This is a genomic window from Psychrobacter sp. CLB018, assembly GCF_041222815.1.
Lineage (GTDB): Bacteria > Pseudomonadota > Gammaproteobacteria > Pseudomonadales > Moraxellaceae > Psychrobacter > Psychrobacter faecalis.
Genome location: NZ_CP166085.1, coordinates 3,066,314 through 3,089,631, shown reverse-complemented (window position 1 = coordinate 3,089,631; position 23,318 = coordinate 3,066,314). Strand labels below are relative to the sequence as shown.

The 23,318-nt window shown below is 45.6% G+C and carries 22 protein-coding genes and 1 tRNA gene; 5 read left to right on the top strand and 18 right to left on the bottom strand.

All coding sequences use genetic code 11. The features are described 5' to 3' along the window. Positions 1-118: 118 nt before the first annotated feature. Positions 119-1,210, top strand: coding sequence for an NnrS family protein (locus tag AB8P72_RS13170; protein ID WP_068404346.1), 1,092 nt, complete (start codon positions 119-121; stop codon positions 1,208-1,210). Positions 1,211-1,314: 104 nt separating this feature from the next. Here the strand turns inward: AB8P72_RS13170 and AB8P72_RS13165 are convergent, their stop codons facing one another. From AB8P72_RS13165 to AB8P72_RS13150, 4 genes are all read right to left on the bottom strand, one after another. Further along, the gene (locus tag AB8P72_RS13165; protein ID WP_369958300.1) at positions 1,315-2,034 is read right to left on the bottom strand and encodes a phosphoglycolate phosphatase; all 720 of its coding nucleotides are present in this window, start codon (positions 2,032-2,034) and stop codon (positions 1,315-1,317) included. Positions 2,035-2,126: 92 nt separating this feature from the next. Beyond that, the gene (locus AB8P72_RS13160; protein WP_200663742.1) at positions 2,127-2,627 is read right to left on the bottom strand and encodes a DUF4385 domain-containing protein; all 501 of its coding nucleotides are present in this window, start codon (positions 2,625-2,627) and stop codon (positions 2,127-2,129) included. Between the two features lie 195 nt (positions 2,628-2,822). Beyond that, positions 2,823-2,898, bottom strand: a tRNA-Phe gene (locus tag AB8P72_RS13155). 122 nt (positions 2,899-3,020) lie between these two features. Continuing rightward, positions 3,021-3,443 carry a hypothetical protein gene (locus AB8P72_RS13150; RefSeq protein WP_191690798.1) on the bottom strand — a complete coding sequence of 141 codons (423 nt, stop codon included), beginning with the start codon at positions 3,441-3,443 and terminating at the stop codon, positions 3,021-3,023. A gap of 346 nt (positions 3,444-3,789) precedes the next feature. On the opposite strand from AB8P72_RS13150, the gene hisB reads away from it, so the two are divergent. The 4 genes from hisB to AB8P72_RS13130 all read left to right on the top strand — a co-directional run bounded on the left by hisB (position 3,790) and on the right by AB8P72_RS13130 (position 6,796). Next, positions 3,790-4,437, top strand: coding sequence for an imidazoleglycerol-phosphate dehydratase HisB (gene hisB, locus AB8P72_RS13145; RefSeq protein WP_068404355.1), 648 nt, complete (start codon positions 3,790-3,792; stop codon positions 4,435-4,437). Then, positions 4,438-5,082, top strand: a complete 645-nt coding sequence (gene hisH, locus AB8P72_RS13140) for an imidazole glycerol phosphate synthase subunit HisH (RefSeq protein ID WP_191690796.1) — start codon at positions 4,438-4,440, stop codon at positions 5,080-5,082. It begins immediately after the preceding gene. A gap of 138 nt (positions 5,083-5,220) precedes the next feature. Continuing rightward, the gene (locus AB8P72_RS13135) at positions 5,221-5,613 is read left to right on the top strand and encodes a hypothetical protein (protein ID WP_193030535.1); all 393 of its coding nucleotides are present in this window, start codon (positions 5,221-5,223) and stop codon (positions 5,611-5,613) included. A 220-nt stretch (positions 5,614-5,833) separates the two neighbouring features. Beyond that, complete coding sequence (locus AB8P72_RS13130; RefSeq protein ID WP_369957859.1) at positions 5,834-6,796, top strand: DJ-1/PfpI family protein; 963 nt, start codon at positions 5,834-5,836, stop codon at positions 6,794-6,796. A 123-nt stretch (positions 6,797-6,919) separates the two neighbouring features. Here the strand turns inward: AB8P72_RS13130 and AB8P72_RS13125 are convergent, their stop codons facing one another. The 14 genes from AB8P72_RS13125 to AB8P72_RS13060 form a co-directional block, all read right to left on the bottom strand. Continuing rightward, on the bottom strand, positions 6,920-8,251 hold the full coding sequence (locus tag AB8P72_RS13125) for a valine--pyruvate transaminase (RefSeq protein ID WP_369957858.1): 1,332 nt from the start codon (positions 8,249-8,251) through the stop codon (positions 6,920-6,922). 131 nt (positions 8,252-8,382) lie between these two features. Continuing rightward, entirely contained in the window at positions 8,383-11,004 is a 2,622-nt protein-coding gene (locus tag AB8P72_RS13120) for an ABC transporter permease (protein ID WP_369957857.1), read from the bottom strand. After that, a complete protein-coding gene (locus AB8P72_RS13115; RefSeq protein ID WP_193030540.1) occupies positions 10,982-11,680 on the bottom strand; it encodes an ABC transporter ATP-binding protein in 699 nt (232 codons plus the stop codon). Before AB8P72_RS13115 ends, AB8P72_RS13120 begins: the two co-directional genes overlap by 23 nt. Then, on the bottom strand, positions 11,677-12,498 hold the full coding sequence (locus AB8P72_RS13110) for an arylesterase (protein WP_369957856.1): 822 nt from the start codon (positions 12,496-12,498) through the stop codon (positions 11,677-11,679). Before AB8P72_RS13110 ends, AB8P72_RS13115 begins: the two co-directional genes overlap by 4 nt. Positions 12,499-12,609: 111 nt before the next feature. Then, entirely contained in the window at positions 12,610-13,887 is a 1,278-nt protein-coding gene (locus tag AB8P72_RS13105) for a CynX/NimT family MFS transporter (RefSeq protein WP_193030544.1), read from the bottom strand. 374 nt (positions 13,888-14,261) lie between these two features. Next, the gene (nqrM, locus tag AB8P72_RS13100) at positions 14,262-14,507 is read right to left on the bottom strand and encodes a (Na+)-NQR maturation NqrM (RefSeq protein WP_068404374.1); all 246 of its coding nucleotides are present in this window, start codon (positions 14,505-14,507) and stop codon (positions 14,262-14,264) included. Between the two features lie 121 nt (positions 14,508-14,628). Then, entirely contained in the window at positions 14,629-15,759 is a 1,131-nt protein-coding gene (locus tag AB8P72_RS13095; protein WP_193030546.1) for an FAD:protein FMN transferase, read from the bottom strand. Between the two features lie 180 nt (positions 15,760-15,939). Further along, on the bottom strand, positions 15,940-16,740 hold the full coding sequence (locus AB8P72_RS13090) for an SDR family NAD(P)-dependent oxidoreductase (protein ID WP_193030548.1): 801 nt from the start codon (positions 16,738-16,740) through the stop codon (positions 15,940-15,942). 140 nt (positions 16,741-16,880) lie between these two features. Further along, positions 16,881-18,116: an NADH:ubiquinone reductase (Na(+)-transporting) subunit F gene (nqrF, locus tag AB8P72_RS13085; protein ID WP_144297945.1), complete on the bottom strand. Its 1,236-nt coding sequence runs from the start codon at positions 18,114-18,116 to the stop codon at positions 16,881-16,883. A gap of 120 nt (positions 18,117-18,236) precedes the next feature. After that, positions 18,237-18,845 carry an NADH:ubiquinone reductase (Na(+)-transporting) subunit E gene (nqrE, locus tag AB8P72_RS13080; RefSeq protein ID WP_068404382.1) on the bottom strand — a complete coding sequence of 203 codons (609 nt, stop codon included), beginning with the start codon at positions 18,843-18,845 and terminating at the stop codon, positions 18,237-18,239. Then, on the bottom strand, positions 18,845-19,516 hold the full coding sequence (locus AB8P72_RS13075) for an NADH:ubiquinone reductase (Na(+)-transporting) subunit D (protein WP_068404384.1): 672 nt from the start codon (positions 19,514-19,516) through the stop codon (positions 18,845-18,847). Before AB8P72_RS13075 ends, nqrE begins: the two co-directional genes overlap by 1 nt. Position 19,517: 1 nt before the next feature. Then, positions 19,518-20,450 carry a Na(+)-translocating NADH-quinone reductase subunit C gene (locus AB8P72_RS13070; protein ID WP_144297944.1) on the bottom strand — a complete coding sequence of 311 codons (933 nt, stop codon included), beginning with the start codon at positions 20,448-20,450 and terminating at the stop codon, positions 19,518-19,520. Continuing rightward, positions 20,431-21,666, bottom strand: a complete 1,236-nt coding sequence (locus AB8P72_RS13065) for an NADH:ubiquinone reductase (Na(+)-transporting) subunit B (protein WP_193030549.1) — start codon at positions 21,664-21,666, stop codon at positions 20,431-20,433. Before AB8P72_RS13065 ends, AB8P72_RS13070 begins: the two co-directional genes overlap by 20 nt. A 5-nt stretch (positions 21,667-21,671) precedes the next feature. After that, the gene (locus AB8P72_RS13060; protein ID WP_193030551.1) at positions 21,672-23,024 is read right to left on the bottom strand and encodes a Na(+)-translocating NADH-quinone reductase subunit A; all 1,353 of its coding nucleotides are present in this window, start codon (positions 23,022-23,024) and stop codon (positions 21,672-21,674) included. Positions 23,025-23,318 lie beyond the last annotated feature (294 nt).

The following is a 23,318-nucleotide window of genomic DNA, read 5'->3' as shown; positions in this document are numbered from 1 at the left end:
AACACTTACACTGGATTATTCGCCCATAACTCTCGACACTTTACTATACTTAACCCCAAGCATACCTTTAATGCTCGCTTAGACGTCCCTGACGTTTTATAAAAGGATTCTTCCATTAATGAAAGCCAAACCGCCTTTTGCTCATACTTATTGGTTTCCGCTTGTTGCGTTGTATTCCGCTTTAACGCTACCTTTATCAGTGGGTGGTCAGCTCGGCTGGTTTACTGTCCCTGCAGGCTTGCAGTACGCTTGGGGTCACGGTCATGAAATGATTTTCGGTTTTGCTTTACTGGTGATTGCAGGTTACCTTGCTGGCCCGCAACCAAAAGCTTATATCTTTACTGTGATTGGGTTATGGCTAGTGGCTAGGTTGAGTTTTTGGTTTGCGCCTATTTTTCTGCGAACGGCTAAGAAATGGCGAAACAAATCCGCGGGGTTTGTGCTAGTAGGCTTAGGTATTGCTGCGGTTGGTTTTCATTTGGCTATGCAAAGCAATCAACCCGATGACTGGCGTCTGAGGTTGTTATTAGAAACGGTATTATTGTTAAGTATCTTAATGTTTTATATGGGGGGCCGAATAATAGCGTCAGCGTTGGCAGGGCATTTTCAGAGTCAAAACCGGTTCTTAAAAGACCGTGTGCAGCCCAGGTTTGAAGGCAGTGTTTTAATTCTGCTGTTTTCAGTATTGGTGTTAAATCTACTGCCTTTTGCTTGGGTAAAATTCACTATAGCAGCTCTTTTACTGCTCAGTGCGCTGCTTTGTGTGGTTCGAGTGCTGCGCTGGCGACCGTGGTGGAGCTATGGGCGTGCTGATCTATTGGCTATGCTTTTGGGATATAGCTGGATTATCGTGGGCTGGGTAGGTATCGCCTTAAGCTTGATAACGGCCAATTTTCCGATTACCAAGGCTTTGCACGCGATTACTATAGGGGCACTTGGAACGCTCACCTTCACAGTGATGTCGCGAACTCGATCACACCGAGTATTGCGTGACACGAACGCCAAGCCTTTTGTCTTTGTCTTAGCGTTATTGATAACCGCTGCCGCATTATTGAGGCTTAATCCCACTTGGTTAGGATATTCTCAAAGTATTTTTTTAGCGGTCTGCTGTTGGAGCTTTGCTTTTATAGGACTGTTTTTCTGGTTAATATGGTTAAACAAGGTGGAGAAAAAAGTGAAACGGCAACGACAATTAATGCAGGATAAGTAGGCGCTTAGATAAAGTGTTAATTATCATATTAGTCTATTTATCACTGTCGATGACGAGAATTACAGCGTCACTTTAACTACAATATCAAATCCCTATCAAAAACGTTATACGCCCAACAGTTCTAATAAGCCAGAAAACTCATCAAACGCAAAGTTTGGCTTACTATCACGAATATCGACACCATAGTTATAACCATATGAGAGCCCAATGGTATCCACGCCCGCATTTTTCCCCGCTAAAATATCATTAATCGAATCACCAATCATAAAAGCGTCAATAGGCGCAAACCCAAGCGCCTCACAAACGTGTAATAACGGCGCGGGATCAGGTTTTTTAGTCGGTAAGCTATCGCCGCCAATCACTTCGCTAAATAGCGGCGTCCAGCCCATATGATCTAGTATTTTAGGAACAAAGCGAATTGGCTTATTGGTCACCAGTGCCAAGGTATAGCCCGCGTTTTTAAGCTGATGCAAGCCGTCGCTCACATCAGGATAAGCCGTGGTTTTTTGACAATCAAGGGCGCCATAAGCGGCAAAAAAGATACGAAGCGCTTCCTCTACCGCATCGTTGTCTAAGCTGTCATCAACAATCACCTGACCTAATAGCGCTCGCTCAACCAATACACGCGCGCCATTACCAATCCAACCTTTAATGGTATCAAGAGCGAAAGGAGATCGACCTAGTTGCTCAAGCATTAGATTGGTGGCATCCGCCAAATCAGGAACGCTATCGATCAGCGTACCATCAAAATCAAAGATGAGAAGCGGTTTTTGTTGTGAAGTAAGTTGCGGTGTAATGGGCGCTGGGGCAAGGTTATTGGACATCATAAAAGCTCTTATTATTAATTTAGGATAAAGCGTAGCACAATCAAGCGCCTGAGGTCATTGTGATTCATGGTTGTCATTTTTATAACCGGTTATTTGAAGTCTTTATAGCGTGCGCGATGTTCGGATTTCATTCTAAGATAGTCTGCGTTTTCGCGGCATTTATCCCAAGTTTGCTTAAAAATACGCGCTGACTCTGCTTTGATAGGGTCTTCAACCTGCCGTGGTAGATCTTCACGGCCATGGGCGCCGCTTTGACCCTTTTTATCGTCAGGGACGGGTCCTTTGTATTTCTTGCCACCTTTGTGGTTGGCGTAGCGGCGGGCGCGGGTATAGCCCATTTGAATAAATTTGCGCGCCATATCGGCACCAACAAAGTCATCGGCAGCCAGATAATCTAAAAACATCTGATAAATGGTTTCGCTGCTTTCCTTTGCCATATCAGGGGTTGCAAAGCGCCAATGCGGCAATATTTCCGACTTATAAGGTTCGACCAATAGCACGCCTTGCTCACCGCGACCGACGCGATATAGCTCAGGGTGCGCGCGCAAGTCTAGGTTTTTATAATCCAAATCATAATCAAACTCTCTCATAGTTTTACCCTTTTACTTTGCATTAATCGTTTTAGTATAGAGAGAGTTTATCCTTTAAAAACAGCCTAAAAGTGTTATGAATTAGTGCGACTAACAGTTGTAGTAAATAGCTATCCTTATAATTTTTATTAAATTTTAACCATAAAAAAAGCCCCAAACAGTAATGTCTAGGGCTTTTTGGAATGTTTAAACGAATGGTGGCTCGAGGCAGGTTCGAACTGCCGACACACGGATTTTCAATCCGTTGCTCTACCGACTGAGCTATCGAGCCGTCTTCGTTGAGGCGCTATTAAACTAAATATAGGCGTTACTGTCAAGTGATTTTTGCATAATAAGTGAGAAAAGCCTATAAATAATCGAATATCAGCCAAAACTAAGCTTTTAACCTCGTATTTAATCCTTAGCGCGTAGGAGCTCATACTCGCTCATAATACGGTGAATATCGGCATCGACTGGCACGAACTCGCGCACACCTTTTTTCACTTCGGCATCATAGACCAGTTTGATAAATTTCGCATCGATAGCGCGCCCACGATTTTGGCTATGAACAGTAAGATATTGCAAGCGCTTGGCATCGGTTTGCCCATCATCAAAGCAAGCAACCGCGGCGATAGGCTTATCATTAAACATGCCGACATACAAAGTCTGACCACGCTTAAAACCTTGCTCAACGAGGTTTAATACCTCTGCGCCACTTGGCTGATTGTCATCGCTGTCATATAAGGCATGCAGACGCTCTGATAACTCGTTCTCGCGGGCAGGGTTTTTAATTAGGGGCGCATCTAAGCTATTGATGGCGATCGCTTCTAAAGGCATAATCGGTTCCTATAAGTGTTTACCGCGTCGTAACATCGAATGTAGCGTTGAGGGATCAGCGCGGGTGATGATTGATAATACTGAACGCACTATTTTAGCAGAATAGGGCGATTTTGTGCGTGGATTACTGCTTGGTCGTGGCAGTAAATGCTAGGGTTTGCTATGATGAAGATAGACAATGGTTTATACGCCAAAAACCCAATATTCTACCTTTTTAAATAAGCTTTTTAGTAAACATTGACCTCACTTTCAGCTTAACTTTTATATTTCTTAGACGCTAGTAAGAATGCTTTGGGCGCTTTTTCGCCCTATTTTATTGACCGCTTTTCATTTATAGAGAGTAGCCATGACAGCCAATTCTACCGAACAAAATCAAAATTCTGCTCAAAATCTTTTCGGTCATGCCGCACGTACGGCGACCGTTACGCGTAATACTGCTGAAACGCAAGTCACTTGTACGGTAAACCTTGATGGTACCGGTCAAGGCACTGTCGATACTGGCGTACCATTTCTAGACCATATGATTGACCAAATCAAGCGTCATGGTCTGTTTGACTTAGATATCAAATGTACCGGCGACACCTTTATCGATGATCATCACAGTGTTGAAGATACGGGTATCACGCTTGGACAAGCGTTCAATAAAGCATTGGGCGATAAAAAAGGCATCCGTCGTTACGGGCATTTTTATGCGCCACTCGATGAGTCACTGACGCGCGCGGTGGTTGATTTGTCAGGCCGTCCAGGACTTCATATGGACATTCCGTTTACTCGCTCGCACGTTGGTAACTTCGATGTCGATTTGTTTAGCGAATTTTTCTACGGCTTCGTCAATCATTCATGGATGACGGTGCACTTGGACAACCTCAAAGGTAAAAACAGCCATCACCAAATCGAGTCAACCTTTAAAGCGTTTGCTCGTGCGCTACGTATGGCTTGCGAATATGATGAGCGTGCGCTGAATACCTTGCCATCGACCAAAGAGGCTTTTTAGATGAGTCGAACCACAAAGATTGCATTATTAGATTATGGCATGGGTAATTTGCACTCGGCCAGCAAGGCGTTAGCAGCGGTCGGGGCAGAGGTTTCTATTACCAATGACCCAAAAGTGGTCGCGGCGGCTGATAAGATTTTCTTCCCCGGTGTCGGTGCGATGCGCGATTGTATCGCTGGCATGCATGAGGCAGGGATTGATGAGGTCATACGTCAAGCAGTATTCAATAAGCCTGTTATGGCCATCTGTGTGGGCATGCAGGCGTTGTTTGAGCAGTCCGCTGAGAATGGTGGTACAACATGCTTGGGCATCCTAGATGGCAGCGTAGAAGCGTTTGACCCTACTTGGAAAGATGAGCAGGGGGTTACCATTAAGGTGCCGCACATGGGCTGGAATACCATCAGCGGCATGGATTTTGCTCATCCGCTGTGGAATGGCATCGAAGACAATGCGCACTTTTACTTTGTACATAGCTATTACTGCGCGCCTAGCGACGATGCACAAGTGGCGGCCGTTTGTGATTACGGTCAGCCGTTTTGTGCCAGTATTTTGCAAGACAATTTATTTGCGACCCAGTTCCATCCAGAAAAAAGCCACACCGCGGGTCTGCAGCTATTAAAAAATTTTGTCGATTGGGATATTTAACAACTATACTTTAAATATTTCTTCAATAAGAAGGTAGATTAGCAAATGCTTAATCTACCTTTTTTATTCTCAATGTATAATTAGCTGTTTTTCATTTATACTCAGTTACTTTTTACCTCTTTTACGCGGAATAAAATCGTGGACTTTTATCTCTTTAAAAACGGTGTCGTCGATGCTACTGGCTTAGACAAAGACGCCTTACATATCTATGTGGGCATTGGCGTCTACCTATTAAGTTTACTTTTGCTGCGTCCAATTTTTAAAAAATACAGCGTTAGAGCCTTTGTCGCTTTGATTTTGGTGACCGCCATCGCTCTATTGGGTGAATATTTGGACAATCGCCAGACGCTTACCGAACTTGGTGTGGTAGGGTTAAAAGCAGCAGAAATAAAAGCCAGTATCCATGATATCGTGAATACCTGTCTGCTTTCTTACATAATCTACGGCCTTACCGTATGGACAAAGACATTTCAGTCAATCAATACCGTCAAACCTATGATTAAACGGCAGAAAAAAACGGACTATCGCTAAGTCCGTTTTTTATTCCTTTGACGAGGAGCTTCTTCAAGGCTTTTTAAAACGCCAAATCTAAGCAACTCACCATTTACAAAGCTTACGAAAGTCAAAAAACTCTGGTCTATTTAATGCGTTATGAGTTTGCTACCTTACAATCAGAAAGGTAGCGACAGGCAATTATTCTATCTTTTCTAACTATCAATCTAATATAAGCAATAATAAAATAGGAAAATTTATGAATATCTCAGACCTTAATATCAGTGACATAGTAGACAAAGCCAAAGACACCTTAGGTTTAGAGCCGCAAGAAGCCGAAGATGGCGCTTATACCCCTTCTAAAGCTTCGCTTAGATTGGCAGCGCCTAACAAAACCAACTACGATCATAGCGAGTACGAAGCGCCATATACGGGCAACAAAAAAATCCTGATGGTCTGTACCGAGCAGCAGTACATGACCATGGCAAATGATAAGAAGTTTAAGACAGGCAATCATCCGGTTGAGATGATGGTGCCGTTGCTGCATTTTAAAAAAGCAGGGTTTATGGTAGATGTTTTTACCCCAACCGGGGAGTCTGTCAAAGTCGAGCAGTGGGCAATGCCAGAGGACGATGACGACGTCAAAAAAATCTACGCGGAATATGAGTCTAAGCTTAAAAGTCCAAAAAGTATCGCCGATTTTGTCAAAAATGATATGGTAAATAGCGAGGATTACGCAGCAATCTTTATCCCCGGTGGTCATGGGGCAATGCTGGGCTTGCCTGAAGATTATAACCTTGGCGAGTTGCTACGTTGGGGTTATGACAAGGATTTATTTACCTTAGCGATTTGTCATGGACCGGCGGCTTTATTGGCGGCCAATTTAGCAAGTCCTGATAGCTCTGATAAATCTAATGGCGCTGACAATACTCATAGCGCCGATAAAGACGATAACGCCAAACGCGACTTTATTTTTAAAGGTTATAAAATGGTAGCGTTCCCGACAGCTATGGACAAGCAAATGCCAAAAATTGGTTATTTACCCGGTACGATGCCTTGGTACTTTGGCGAAAAGCTAGAACAGTTGGGCGTTACGATTACCAATAAACTGGCGACAGGACATACCCATCAAGACAGAAAGCTGATCTCAGGCGATGGCCCCTTGGCGGCCAATGACTTTGGTAAAATGAGTGCTGAAGCTTTGTTAAAAGCGCTGCGCTAAACCGTTTAGATTCAGTCATAGCACAAAAAAAACGGACTATTTATAAGTCCGTTTTTTGTTTTTATGATTCAATATCTTTATGATTCAATATCTTTATGATTCAATATCTTTATGATATAAGATTTAGTCTTTCTGACTGTTAGCCTTATCATAAAGCTCACGTACCACTTCACCAATCACTCGAATACCATCAATCAGCGTTTGCTCATCAGCAGCGATACTCATACGAATACATTCATGGGCATGTTTATAATTACTCACATCAACACCAGGGAAGAAATACTCACTTGGTACGATAATCGTGCCTTTGTCTTTGAGAATCTCATACAGCTCAGTGGTGCTAATCGGCAAGTCTTTAAACCATAACCACAAAAATATCGCGCCCTCAGGCTTATGAATCATTAACGGATAATCACCCAGCGCTTCTTTTAATAGCTTGACCGCTAATGTCGCTTGCTGTTGATAAAAGGGTTTAATCTCATTATCCGCCAACTGCTTGATACGGTCATCGTTCACCAGTGGCGTCGCAATTGCCGCACCAAAACGTGTCGGCGCTAGATTGACCACCGCATTCATCGCGCTGACCGCTTCGATGACTTTCGCATCGGCAACGATAATGCCGGTACGCATACCGGGCAAGCCAATTTTAGACAGGCTAAAGCACAAAATCGTATTATTATCCCAGTTTAAATGCGCGTCAGAGTAGATGATATTCGGGAAGGGCATACCGTAGGCGTTATCGATGATCAATGGAATGTCATAACGTTTGGCAAGCTCGGATAAATGCGCCATTTCCTCATCGGTCAACACATTGCCCGTTGGATTGGTCGGACGCGAACAGCAAATCGCGCCAATGCGACCTTCCGTCAATGCTGGCAGGTTCTCTAACGCGTCAAAATCCACCCGATATTTAAAAAACCCTGCTTCGCCATCGTGAGTGACTTCATCGATATGCGGCAATACGGCGGCAAAATGCTGACCTTCAACATGGACGTCACTATAACCAATATACTCAGGCGTCAATGGCAGTAAAATAGATTTATCTACCGATTGATTTTCGCCATCATTAAATGCGCCGCCAAATAAATTAAACAAATAGAAAAAAGCATTCTGCGAACCATTGGTCAAAGCGATATTTTCTGCGCTCAAATTCCAATCATAATGACGATTAAAGAAGCTGACCAAGGCAGCGATAAAGGCAGCGTCACCCTGCGGATTGGAGTAATTTGCCATACTAATAATCGCGCTACTATTGGCCTCATCAGCATCGTTATCATTACCAAGCGCTTTATAAGTCTCTAAAAATAGCTCATTGACGGCATCAATCTTGGCAGGGTTACCACCGCCCAGCATATTGATAGGCTGATCGCTTTTTAGCGCATCGCCCAAATCATCCATCAATTGTGAGATACCAGTTGGCTGGGTAAATTTTTGACCAAACTTTGAGAATTTCATAAGGCTACCGTACTTTTTTAAATGGTTTATGAGAGCTATATCTGAATGCTGGGACGCGCATTAGTATAGCAAATAGTCAGTTTTAAACGAGCTGGAATATTAAGAATGACTGACATTCACAATATCGACTGTTAAATCATCGCCCGTACCCGCGCCATAATCCCGCGTCCAATCACCAATCGCACATAAATAATGGCAATGGCAAATAGCAAACCAACTAACGCTACACCGCCAATACCCAAACTTGCCCACGGCACACTAAAGCGCAGATTAAACCATTGGGTAATAGCAGCCCATGCACCGATATTAGCGATAATAACCGCAAATAAAGCGGCACTAATGCCAAGTATGCCAAGCTCTAAGATATTGAGCATATATAGGTCACGCTTTTGCATACCGAGCAGTCTAAATGAGGCGCTGTCTTTCATGCGGTCTTGGGAGGTAGAGAGTAGCGAGCTAATCAAAACCATAATACCCGTCAATAATGCCAGTAAGGTGAAGACGTAAACCAAACGGCTCATTTGCACCACTAACTCTTGGACTTGCTGCGCGATAGCCGTGCCGTCGATAGTGGTCACAGCAGGAAACTCGCGTACCAGTTTACCTTGTAACTTTGGAATATCTTCCGCTGCGACATGAGCGGTGGCAAATTGGATTTGCGGCGCAGCAGATAGAACCGCTGGCTCAAATAAGAAGTAAAAATAGGGGCTGGGTCCTTTTTCATAGCGCGAGCGGATACTGGTAATTTGCCCGACGATTTCAATCCCTTGGATATTAAAACGCACCTGATCGCCCATGCCGACATTTAGCAAGCTGGCAGCAGTATCCAAAATTGATAATGGCGCAACGGTTTGTGCTGAGTCGTTATCTGCAGTCTCAATAGGCGCATAAAGCTTGTCGTTTTCTACAGCATCAGTAATGAGTTCGGTATCCATCACCGTATCGGCGTAGCTTAAATTAAACACACGCGCAGGGTCATCGAAGCCGTCAGTAGGTTCGATATCTTGAACAGGAACATCATTAGCCGTGACGACACGCGCACGAATGACAGGATAATAGCTCACAGGCGCAGCAATGATGTTATCAATCTCGTCGTGCTGGTCACTTTGAATATCGAGCAAAAATAAATTGGGCGCATCTTCAGGATAGGCATTAATAAACTGGGCATTGATACTATGATTAAGTGTAGTGATCAAAGTTAAGACCGCCACTGACAGTGATAAAGTGACAAAGAACAATGCTGACTGATTGCCTTTACGGGCAAGGTTATGGATAGCAATACGCTGCATCCAGCTGATATTAGAATGCTTGGCAAACTTAGTCAGCAGCCATAACCAACCGCGTGCCAATAGCCAAAATATCGCGACAAAAGCAGTTAAGCCTACTAACAGCTGCGCACCTAGTAACAGAGAATTGACTTCATAAGCGAAAAACACATAGAGACCAACTAGCATCAATCCATACCAAAGTAACGGCAGACTCCGATACCAAGGCAGATTTTGCGAGTTTGTGCTTGCACCTTGATTAAGCAAAGTCGCAGGCTTGGTGCTACTTAACGTGCTTAAACCACGCTGAGCAATCAGCAAGGTCAGCACTAGCGCGATAATAATGGTTTTAATGGCGCTAATTGGGTTAATAGCTAAACCAACATCCGCTGGCAAGATAGCAATCAGATACGGCTGACCGACTTTCAGTAAGCCAAAACTCACGATAACCGCGGCCACACAGGCGATGATAGTAGTAACAATCAATAGCTGATAGTAGCTGCGTTTTAAGGATTTAAGCGGCTCACCTAATGCCAAGCGAATGGCATTACTAGACTGCTGCTTGGTCACAAAAGCCGTGATGACGCCGTACATCGCCACTGCTGATAATAATAGTACAGCAATGACGAGCAGCTTTAAAAACATCAAAACGTTGTCAGAGATACGCGAGACAGAAGTATCTGCTGACTCGGCATCAGAGAGCTCAATATCAGGATAATTATTGAGTATTTGCGTCAGCTTATCTCGCTGTTCTGCTATTAACTCTGGCTCACCTGCCAGCTCGATACGGTAATTAATACGGCTACGCTGCCCTAATAAATTAGTTGCTGCGAGCGCATCCTCATGCATCAAAACGCGCCCACCAAAACCAAAGGCCGTCAACGGGCGGTCAGGCTCTTTGGTTAGCACATCACTAATCATAAACTCAGCATCACCAATGGTGATTTGGTCACCGACAGTGGCGTTTAAGCTGTTCAATACTTCGGGTGCGACGACGACATTCGCAGCGCTTAATTGTGTCCAAAGAGGCTGCCCTGAGGCAAGCTCAGCGTCTCCATATAATGGATAAGCCGGCGAAACCGCTTTGACGCTGGCAAGTAAAGTTTGTTCATCGGTCACTACCATGGCGCTAAACTGATAGTCATATACAATTTGCGTATCAGCGACCGTCTCTACTTGTGCTAATACCTCGCTTGGCCAATCTTGCTTACTGTTTAAAATCAAATCGCCGCCAACGAGCGCGCGCTGATTATCATTGATATAGGTATCAACAGACTGTTGGATAGAATCTAAAGTCAGGTAAGTGGCAAGCGAAAGGACTAGCGTGATTAAGAATAAGACGGGATAGATCCAGCGCTGCCACCAGCTACGACTTAAGGCTTGCGCGCCCAAGTTTTTTGAAATTAACAGACGGTTAAATAGTTGGCTTATGATGCCACGCGAATCATTCGACTCATTATCCATGTTATCCATTGATTTTTGATCCATCTATCATACCGTCATGCATGGTAATGACACGATCTGCCATCTCCGCTAGTGCGGCATCGTGGGTGACCACGACCAATGCAGAGCCAACTTGCTGGCGTAAATCTAATAACAGCTGCATCACTTGACTGGCATTTTGCTCATCTAAGTTACCGGTTGGTTCATCGGCAAAGACAATTTTTGGCTGCGACACCAACGCGCGGGCAACCGCCGTTCGCTGCTGCTCACCGCCTGATAATTGGTTAGGCAAGCTATCACGCCGATGCCCTAAATCAACCGCTGCAATCAATTCGTTGACGCGTGCTTTATTCGGACGGCGGGCAATATCAAGCGGAAAGGCAATATTCTCGCTGACAGTTAATGTCGGTAATAGATGAAATGACTGAAAAACAAATCCCATCTCGCGTTGACGAATGACCGCCAGCGTATCTTCATCAAGGCTGCTTAAGGTTTGTCCCGCTAACTCAACCGAGCCACTATCAGGATAATCTAACGCTGCCAGTAGTCCGAGCAAAGTCGATTTGCCCGAGCCGGATTTACCCATGATGACCACAAACTCGCCCGCATCGACATGGATATCGACGTCTTTAATAATGGATAATGATTGGTCACCGACTTGGACGGTTTTATTGAGTTTGGAGGCGGTAAGTAGTGCTGTGTTATTGGCTGTAGCAATCATTGGCTAGTCTCAGTAGGCGTGCTAGGTTTCGTTGCCGTATCGGTATGGGCTGCTTCTAGCTTTTCGATTTCAGGTTGCAGAATTGGCAAAATATTGTCGTTGACGATAATGCTATAGCCTTCCTTGGTTGGATGAATGGCATCGGCTTGGTTGAGTTTGACATCACCGCCCACACCGTCTAAAAAGAACGGAATCAGCGTCACATTCATATCTTTCGCCACCCTTGGATATATCGCAGCAAACGATTCGACGTAGTCAGAGCCAAGATTGTCATAAATTTGCATTCCGCCCAAGATAACTTCGCTTCCGCTGTCTTGAAGGCGTTTAATAGCGGTGCGAATATTGGCTTCGACCGTTGCCACATCAATACCACGGATGGCATCATTGGCACCGATGGTCAAAATGGTAATATCAGGTTTGGTTTGCAATACCCAGTCCAGTCGATTGACCAATCCAGTACTGGTTTCACCGCTTAATCCTGAATTGATTACTTTGACATCCTTGTAGCCCATCTCTTTTAAGCGAGCTTCTAGCTGCGCGGGGTAATTGGCATTATTATCAACGCCAAGCCCTTCGGTCAACGAATCGCCCAATGCCAAGATGGTTAAAGGTGCTTGCTGCTCAGCTGAATGTTTAGATGGAGTAGATTCTTGCTTTTGAGGTTCAGCCATTGTCGTATTGACGGCCGGATTATTATTTTGAGTGTTGTCAGCCGTATTGGCGTCAGGCTGCTGTTGACAACCGCTAATAGCGATTGCGAGGCTCAAGGCGGCGACCGTGAGCAAACGCTGCGGTAGGCGAGAGGGTGTGTTTATCATGATTCTGCTGTCCTAAATACAATAAATTCAGTCTAGCAGAATCAGGTAAGCCGCAATATGGTACAAAAGTTAATTGATTGACGCCGAAGGTTAATTGATTGAAGATAAAAATTAAATCTTTTTACCATCGACCATTAGCGGGCGGCTAACCAGCCAAGCAAACCCCACGTTGATAATCATCAGTACTAGCATGATGAATAAGGGTAAATCCCAGTTGTCCGTTGCTTCGTGCAACCAACCGGTGCCAAGTGGACCAAAAAACGCAATCAGATAACCAATGGCTTGCGCCATGCCCGACAGCTCGCTTGATTGATTGGCGGTATAAGTACGCATCGAAAACAGCATCATACTTAAAGTGAAAATCGCCGAGCAGCCCATGCCCATCAGTCCTGACCATAGCCAAGCATAATCGGCAGACAGATAAGTGAGACCCAAGACGCCAAGCACGTTTAGTGACGCAGCAAAGATGGCCAGCGCTTGTATAGGACGCCCGCGGTTGACGAGCCACGTTAAGCTTAAAATAGCGACGGGTGCCATAAATTGAAAGACGGAAGCCATTTGTCCCGCGCTCACCGCTGACAACCCTTTACTTAGCCAAATCGATGGTAAGAAACTGGCGACGGTATAAAAAAGCAAGGACTGTAAACCCATAAATACCGCAATTTGCCAAGCAAACGGCGTGCGCCACATCGAAATGTGCGATGGTGCTTTCTCGCCTGCCGCAAGCGGTTTGATGGGCTGATGATTTGATGAACCCAAACGCAGCCGTAGCACTACCCAAATGATTAAGGCAAACAAGCCTAAAATCGACCAGCCACCCAGCGCCCATTGCCAGCCAAATTGCTCAGATAACGGCAAAACCACGCCTGCGACAATCCCTGCCGAGACGGTCATGGTAAGACTAAATAAACCAGTAATCAGCGGAATATGGTTCGGTGTGCGCTGCTTAATCACCGGAGCAGCAAGCGTATTGGCAAAGCCAATTGCCAATGTCAATAGTAAGGTGCCGCTTAAAAAGCCTATCCAAGTCGGAATGACGCTACGAATAACCATACCTGCGGTTAATAACGCAATCATCGTGATCAGCGTATTTTCAAGCCCAAAACGCTTCCCAATCGTAGGCGAAATAAAAGCCCCAAGCGCAAAGGTCAGCATCGGCACCGCACCAAGCCAACCAATTTGGGTTTCGGAGATATCAAGCGCCCCTTGTACCACCGGTGCAATAGAACCCAGCGCCACAATCGGCGCGCGCATATTGGACGCCAATAAAACCATAGCACATAGCACCAGCCAAAAAATAAAGCGCGATGAGGGCAGCTTTAGGTTTGCTGGCGCATCTGGTTGAGACTGGGACGGTATATCAGATTGCAAATTAGGAGAGGTAGACATAGCAGCACGACTATTAAAATAAAAAAAGGACACGTCATTTATAAGCACTGACTCAGCAGCACTTATAAATAACCCCAAGGCCCGTCGATAAGACGGCGCTCAAGACCACATATTAGAATATAGAGTATAAAAACACTTGCAGAAAGCAAGTCATATGAACTTGCTACCCCATTTATCAGGGTAAAGTTAGTATATGAATAGTGAAGTTTTGGCTTTGCTGATAGCGCTTATGATAAACAGGCTTTTATATAAACGCTAAAGCAAAAATAGCGTCAGTCACCGTTAGTTTGCAAGGTTAATTGCAAAGGACTCGACGCTATTATAAGAATAGAGGGCGGCTAAATACTACCAACGTATGGTAACAAATAGCAGGTTTATACCGACTTGCCTAATTGCGCAGCCTTTAGCGCGGTTTCTTGCTGCTGGTCAACCAGCGATTCGCATTTATTGGGGTCGTTACCACAAAATGAGCAAAACTCATCACCCATCAATTTTGCCACACCACCGCACGAGCCTCTAAGCGGCTTTTTTTTGACCATATAACCGATGCCCATAAAGATAAAAAACAGCATAAAGACGGTAAAGGTAACAGCAAGCATGGGAAGCAATTGGTTAAGCATAGAGATAACCTCTCGTTTAAAATATGAAGCAGCCATCTAAGCAATGACTTACTTATAGTATAGCAAAAATTTGCCTCGCCCGTTTGTGCTTAGCAGGTTATTACAGTCTAGACGTTTGATACTAAGACTTTTTATCGGCGCGTAAGGTTTTCATCGCCGGCGTTTCGACCACTTGCCAATCATCAACGCTGTCGGTCGCCGTGTCTGCTGCAACACCTTTTGCCAAAATGACAAATAAAGCTGCGATATTGTGCTCTTTCGCCGTAGCCAGCGCTTTTCCATAAGGCATGGCGGTCAAAGCCGTTGCCCACGCATCCGCCAGCGCCACCGTTTCTGCAGCGACCGTTACTGATGGCGCACCGCCTACGATTGGCTCACCTGTGGTTGGGGCAATAGTATGGCTATAATGCTTACCATCGAAAACAACGGAGTTGCGATAGTTGCCAGAAGTAGCAAGCGCCATGCTAGCGCCATTATTGATAGGCTGGCGAATCACCGCCATTGCTTGCCGTGTACTTACTGTACTGCCCTCAATGGGTGCATCAATAGCGATTTGCCACGGCTGCTGCTGGGCGCTAACGCCTGAAGTCGCCACTTCGCCGCCAATCTCAACCATATAGTTGCGAATTTGATAAGTGTTCTTAAGCACATCGGCAATGACGTCGACGCCATAACCCTTAGCCACCGCCGAAAAATCAAGGCCAACGCCGTCTTTGGTTTTATAAATGCTGTCATCTTTTTGAATGACACTGTCAAAATCGACCAAGGCTTTCGCTTGCGCAATCTCAAGCGCCGTTGGCGGACTTTGTAAGCGCTCAACCGTCATGGTACTGCCAAAGCCCCAAGTTTCTATCAAAGGCATTACCGTTGGGTCAAAAGCGCCGCCCGATAGCTCATAAACTTGCCTTGAGGCTTGCAACACATGGCTAAAATCGGCGTCGATAGCAATCGGCGTATCTTTGCCTAATTGGTTAAATTTAGAAATAGTAGAGTCGGCTTGATAGGTCGACATGCTGTCGTTTATATCTTGCAAGCGCTTATCAATTGCTGCTTGTATGGCAGCTTCATCAGCGCCTTTGGGTAATTGATAACTGATGTGGTAGCTGGTGCCCATGGTCTCGCCGCTAAGATTGTCGTAATCGGGCTTTTGCTGGCAGGCGCTAAGCATGAGTACAGAGCTGATAGCAATGATGGTTAAAGAGGCGGATTTTAGGGGTTTGTTAGGAGTAAGAAAGGTGGTTAAATTTGTCATATAAGTCATCACAGCTTGATAAAGCGAAGGGGTGAGTGGGGGCGTTAGTTTGCAGGTAATAAACTAAGCAAGCTAAGCGTCGCCTATTTTACACCCCTTGTTACCGATAAGGCCAATTTACGACTAACGTACGACTTAAATAACTACGACTCGAGAAGATACGATTGAACCTGCCTGTTTTTATTTAACCTGTGACTCACGAATAAGCTTATATAGCTTCGGCGGCGATAAACGATTGACTCTAGTGGCAAGCTTTTCTTTACTGCCAGCAACGATGACATATTCTTCACCCTTAGTCAGGGCTTTGACGACTTGCTTGGCAAAGGCGGTCGCAGTAAGACCTTTATTGGTGGCGTCATCCATTGTCCCTTGCGCACTACCATCACCAGTCAAGGCATTGATAGAAATATTGGTTTGAATAAACCCTGGGAATATGGTCGCGACCTCGATGCCTTGGTCATGCAATTCTGCGCGCAAGCTGTTTGCCCACATATGGATAGCGGCTTTGGCAGCACCATAAGCGCCGCGATATTGGGTACCCAGTAAACCTGCCACGCTCGATACCATGACAATTTTGCCGCCACCTTGCGCAATCATATCGGGCAATACCAGTCTGGTCAGCCGTGTTTGCGCGAAATAATCTATCTCCATCAGCTTACGTTCAACTTCCTCGGTCGTTTCCATGATAAGCGCGCGTTGACTGATGCCCGCATTATTAATCAACCAATCCACTTTTTCAGTTTTAGCCTTGATTGTTTCATAGGCTTCTTTTGCTTGCGCGGCATCGGCGATATCAAAGGGAACGACGATATGCTTTTTGCTGTTTTTGCAGCGATTTTTGACTGTCTCTAATTTAGCTTTATCACGGCCACTTAAAATAATGCTGGCACCACGTTTGGCAAAGGCAATTGATAATGCTTCGCCGATACCGCTAGACGCGCCGGTAATCCAAATGGTCAAATCTTTCGCTTTGGTTTTCATAAGAATCCTTTCTGATTGAAAATGGTTTATTTAGCGCATAAAAAAAGAGCCTCCATTGAGACTCTTAATTTATCATATATTTTTAGCTTAACGATACTTGTTGAATAAATAGGTGTTATCAACCGATTTAAATAACTCGCTTAACCACCAAAATCATCAAGCATGATGTTTTCATCTTCCACGCCCAAGCTGTGTAGCATGTCGATTACCGCCGCGTTCATCATCGGTGGCCCGCACATGTAGTATTCACAGTCTTCTGGGTTTGGATGGTCTTTAAGATAGTTTTCAAGCAGCACGTTATGGATAAAGCCGGTTGGACCTTCCCAATTGTCTTCAGGGAGAGGGTCAGACAAGGCCACATGCCACTCAAAGTTATCAAACTCTTCTTCTAGCTGATCATAATCTTCAACGTAGAACATCTCACGAATCGAGCGCGCGCCATACCAAAAGCTAATCTTACGCTTGGTATCTAAGCGTTTAAGCTGATCGAAAATGTGCGAGCGCATCGGTGCCATACCCGCACCACCACCGACGAAAATCATTTCAGCTTCGGTGTCTTTGGCAAAAAACTCACCATAAGGACCAGAAACCGTCACTTTATCGCCAGGGACGAGGCTAAATACCCAAGAGGACATTTTGCCCGGTGGTATACCGTCAGGGCCGCGAGGCGGTGGACTGGCGATACGGATATTAAACTTAATAATGCCTTTCTCGTCTGGATAGTTGGCCATTGAGTAAGCACGAATAACTGGCTCATCAACTTTTGACACATATTTGAAAATGTCGAACTTTTCCCAATCTTCGCGGTATTCTTCGTCAATCACAAAGTCTTTATAATGCACTTCATGCGGCGGCGCTTCTAACTGTACATAACCACCCGCACGGAAATTGACTTCCTCGCCTTCTGGAATTTTAAGCACCAATTCTTTAATAAAGGTGGCAACGTTATCGTTCGAGACAACTTCACATTCCCATTTCTGTACATCAAAAAACTCAGGGTCAATCTCAATTTTCATGTCTTGCTTTACCGCAACCTGACAGGCAAGACGCATGTGGTTACGGATTTCGCCTTGGGTAAAATACCCAGTTTCGGTGGGCAGGATAGAGCCGCCCCCTTCGATAACGCGGCAACGACACTGCGCACAGGTACCACCGCCACCACAGGCCGAAGATAAGAAAATACCTTCGCTTGCCAATGTTTGTAGCAGTTTTCCGCCCGCGGGTGTCACGACGTCATTATCGGGATTATCATTGATATGGATAGTAACATCGCCTGAACTGACCAATCTTGAGCGCGCTGCCAAAATAATGGCAACAAGACCCATGATGATCACGGTAAACATAGCAACGCCACCAATCGCCGTAGCGTAATCCATGGTAGGTATCCTTAATCTATGGAGTAGGGGAGCGAAAAAACGTCTTTGCGTTTTTTGAACCCCTACCGAATAAATGAATTAAATAGGTCAAAGTGCTAAATAGGGTTTAAGCTTAGCGGTTTAAATTGACATACCGCCGAAAGACATAAAGCCAAGTGACATCAGACCAACCGTGATAAAGGTAATACCAAGACCACGCAGCGGCGCTGGAATGTCTGAGTATTTTAGCTTTTCACGGATACCCGCCAAGGCGGTAATCGCCAATGCCCAACCAAAACCTGCGCCGACGCCGTATACCATCGATTCGCCAAAGTTATAATCACGCTCAACCATAAACAGTACGCCACCTAAAATGGCGCAGTTAACGGTAATCAGTGGCAAAAACACCCCAAGGGCGTTATACAGACTCGGGACGAACTTATCCAAGAACATCTCTAAAATCTGTACCACAGCGGCGATCAAACCAATATAACTGAGTAGGCCCAAAAAGCTTAAGTCGATATCAGGGAAACCTGCCCATGCCAGCGCACCATTTTTTAAGATGAACTGAAACAAAAGGTTATTTAGCGGTACGGTAATCGCCATCACGACGACCACAGCGACTCCAAGACCAATCGCGGTGGAGACCTTTTTTGATACCGCCAAAAAGGTACACATGCCTAAGAAGTAGGCCAGCGCCATATTCTCGATAAAGACCGAGGTTATAAATAAACTGACATAGTGTCCCATTAGTGACCGCCTCCTTGTGCCATGCCTTTAGATTGCGGCTTCATTACAAATTCAGCTTCTTCGACCTGTTCAGGTTTCCAAGTACGGATAATCACAATGAACAGAGCAATGATAAAGAACGCTGACGGTGGCAATAGTAATAGACCATTTGGTACGTACCAACCACCATCGTTAGCAGTTTGCAAAATGGTAATACCGAACCAACTGCCTGCGCCCAAAATCTCACGCACGCTCGCGACAAATAGCAGTACCGCCGAGTAACCAAGACCGTTACCAATACCGTCTAAAAAGCTTGGTACTGGTGGATTGCTCATGGCAAATGCTTCGGCACGGCCCATCACGATACAGTTGGTGATAATCAAACCAACGAATACCGACAAACCTTTACTGACGTCATAAGCGACCGCTTTTAAAATCTGGTCAACCACAATAACCAATGACGCAATAATCGTCATCTGCACAATAATACGAATGCTTGATGGGATTTGCTTACGGATAATAGAGATAAAAAAGCTTGAGAATGCCGTGACCAAGGTCAACGCCACACTCATTACCAGCGCATTCGCCACACTGGTAGTAACTGCCAACGCCGAACAAATACCTAAGATTTGCAGGGCAATCGGGTTATTGTCAAAGATAGGCGAGGTTAAAATCGTTTTTGTATCAGCCATGTTATGCCTCCTTACCGTGTGCTGCTGGCACTACTGCGACCAGTTCGGTTGCGGGATGCGTCTGCTGTTGATGTAAGTTCTGACCCAGTTTTTTATACGGACTTTGACTGGCTTTGACTTCTGGATCCGCCACTGTTTTGCCGTTTTGTTCACGCAGCTGGTCTAAGTAAGGCTTATAGCCTTGCTCACCTAGCCAAAACTGAATCATGTTACTGACGCCGCGACCGGTTAAGGTTGCACCACTGATGCCATCTACCCAGTTGTCTTTTGGATTACCGGCTTTAGTCACACCTGTTGCAACTGCGCCGTTTTCATCATAAGAGTGAATGCCGCTCCACATGGCGCGCCACTCAGGCTCCTCGATACGAGCACCTAGACCTGGGGTTTCTTTATGCTCATAGAAACTGATTCCTTTGATGGTATTCATATCACTTTCAAGCGTTAAGAAACCATAAATCGTACCCCATAGACCATAGCCTTGAATCGGCAGCACCACCATTTCAGGCTGTCCCGCGTCATCACTTTTGACATAGACTTTGGCGTATTTAGGAACACGGCCGATACCAGCAGGGTCATTACCGCCCAAATCTTCGCTTAGCGCCTGATTTTTGGTCGCTTGACTGGCATCGTACGCATTGCGATCAGGAATGCCAGCGGCTTTTAGCGCGTCGTCATCGAGGTAATTGCCTTTATTAAGGTCAACGATTTTTACCTCAAAGTCTTTAAAACGCTCGGCCACATCTTCATTGGTATCAGACGCTGGGTCAAACATACCAGCGGCGACTAAGATATTTTTGTTACGGTCTAAGCGCGCGTTTTCAACTTGTGCTGGTTTCAAACCCACAGCCGCCGCTGAGACCAATACAGAGCACACCAAGCATAGCGTCAACGCCACGCTGATGGTTTTTGCATTATTACTTTTGGGCTTGGACATAACGAACCCTCCGTGCTGTTTGGCGCTTGATATTGGCTTGCGTCACAAAGTAATCAAATAATGGCGCAAATAAGTTGGCGAATAAAATGGCAAGCATGATGCCTTCTGGGAAGGCTGGGTTGACGACGCGAATGAGTACGGTCATAAAACCAATCAAAATACCATAAGCCCAGCGGCCTTTATTGGTGTGCGCAGCTGATACAGGGTCGGTTGCCATAAATACTGCACCAAAGGCAAAACCGCCGATGACTAAGTGCCAATAAAACGGCAGGCTCATCATCATATTGTCTTCAGAACCGACCATATTAAAGACTAGCGATGTGGCAATTAGCCCAACCACACAACCTGCCATGATGCGCCATGAGGCAATGCGCGTCCAAAGTAGAACCACTGCACCTAGCAAAATAGCCAGCGTCGATACTTCACCGATACTGCCTTGCATATTACCTAAGAAAGCATCCGTCCATGTGATGGCATTGCCATAAACATCAACGAAGTCTGCTGGGACGACGCCAAGCGCGGCAAGTCCAAGTGGCGTGGCTCCTGAGAAACCATCAACCGCCGTCCATACTGAGTCGCCTGACATATAAGCAGGGTAAGCAAAGTATAAGAACGCACGACCTGATAGGGCAGGGTTCAGGAAGTTTTTACCCGTACCGCCAAAGACTTCTTTTGCCACGACCACACCAAAGATAATACCTAAGGCAACTTGCCATAAAGGAATATCTGGTGGGAGACACAGCGCAAATAGCACAGAAGTCACAAAGAAACCTTCGTTAACTTCATGCCCGCGCACGACAGCAAAGATAATCTCACAGAGAATACCAACCGCAAAGGTGACGATATAAATCGGTAAGAACTGCATGGCTCCGTAGACAAAGCTTGCCCAGATACTGTCTGGATTGTAGCCCGCCATACTGGTGATAACGGTACGCCAGCCTTCAGGCTGTAAGCCAAGCTGCGCAATCGCTGTTAATGCTTGATGACCGATATTGTACATACCCCAAAACATCGCAGGGAAAGTACATAACCAAACGGTAATCATAATACGCTTAAGGTCGATACCGTCGCGTACGTGTGAGGATGCGTATGTCGTTGAGCCTGGTTGACGTAAAAACGTATCAAACATCTCAAAGATGGCGTAGTACTTTTCGTGTTTGCCACCCTTGGTGAAAGACGGCTCCATACGATCGAACATACTGTGTAAAAATTTCATCGTGGTTAGCCCTCCAGCTCAATGCGCGTTAAGTTGTCACGCAAAATATCGCCGAATTCATATTTGCCAGGAGATACAAAGGTGCATAATGCCAAATCTTCTTCGTCCAATTCAAGTACGCCCAAATCGACAGCGCTAACGATGTCTTCGACAATCAAAGCGCGCAGTAGCTGCGTTGGCAGATAGTCTTGCGGCATGACTTCTTCATAGACGCCAATTGGCACCATCGCCCGCGGTGAGCCATTGCTCGAAGTGGTAAAGTTATATTTTTTACCACCAAAAAACTGCGAGATATAGATAGGCAATTTAGAAAAGCGATTGGCACCAGCGGTAAAGAAGTGAAACGCTGGACGTTCACGACCTTCGGTTAGCGCACTGATTTGATTATGAAAGCGACCAAGATAATTGGTATTGCCCGCCACTTTGCGACCTGAAAGCACAGAACCCGAGACGATACGGTTCTCGCCAGCTGTAAGCTCACCTTTGGTCAATGCTGCGATATCTGCACCGCGCTCGGTGACCACCAAATGCGGGTTTTTAACCGCAGGGCCAGCGAGGCTAAGCATACGGCGCGTATATAAACGACCAGTAGTAAACAACTTACCAATGGCAATCACGTCTTGGTAACCAATCGTCCACACGGTCACGCCGCGCATGATAGGATGCAAAAAGTGAATGTGCGTGCCAGCCAGACCAGCAGGGTGTTTGCCAGCAAAGCTATGATACTCAGTGACATTATTAGCAGCCGTTTTGGCAACTGGCGTCAGCTGGGCATCGCCATGATGGCAGACAAAGGTCTTGGGGCTGAGGGTTGATAATACAGCAAGTCCGTCATTGAACGCTTGAAGCTGCTCATTAATCAGCAACATCGGGTCAAGCGCTAATGGATTGGTATCCATAGCGGTGACAAAGATAGCGTGCGGACGGGCACCAATATCGGGGGAGCGGCTATAAGGACGCGTGCGAAAAGCGGTCCATTCACCAGAGGCAAGCAGTTGGGTTTCAACGACTTCAGAATCTAGGTCAGCAAGTTGCTGGGAGTCGTAGCGCTGAAATTCTACTTCTTCACCGTTTGGGTCGACCGCAATCACAAGACTTTCAAAAACACGACGCTCACCGCGATTAACGGCGACGACCTTACCAGCAGCAGGGGCAGTGTAGATAACGCCAACCCGTTTTTTGTCTTCAAAAACGGGCTGACCTTTAGCTACGATGTCGCCTTCTTTGACATTCATCGTGGGCTTCATGCCCACATAATCATAGCCAACAAGTGCTACATAGGCGGGTCTGTGCTCAGATATCTCGCGGGAGGGTTCACCAGTGATGGGTAAATCCAAACCTTTTTTGATGGTAATCATAAGCGAAAACTTAGTCCATAGTCTAAAACGATACCAGACGTCCTGTTTGGTATATCGGCAGCATGGATAACAGCGTCATCAATAAAGTGCTTTATCACTCCCAAAAAAGGGCGTGAAAAAGTGCTCTAGACATAACACATCATCATAACTACAAGTAAGAGTATTAACGCTGACCTTAGACTCCTTAACAACACGTTAATGTCTTATTCGAATGACCAAAGTGACGACTGGCTACCAAGGTGTATCGTAAAACTCACAAATCTAACCGCGTCCTCAACGAGGATGACAGTAGAT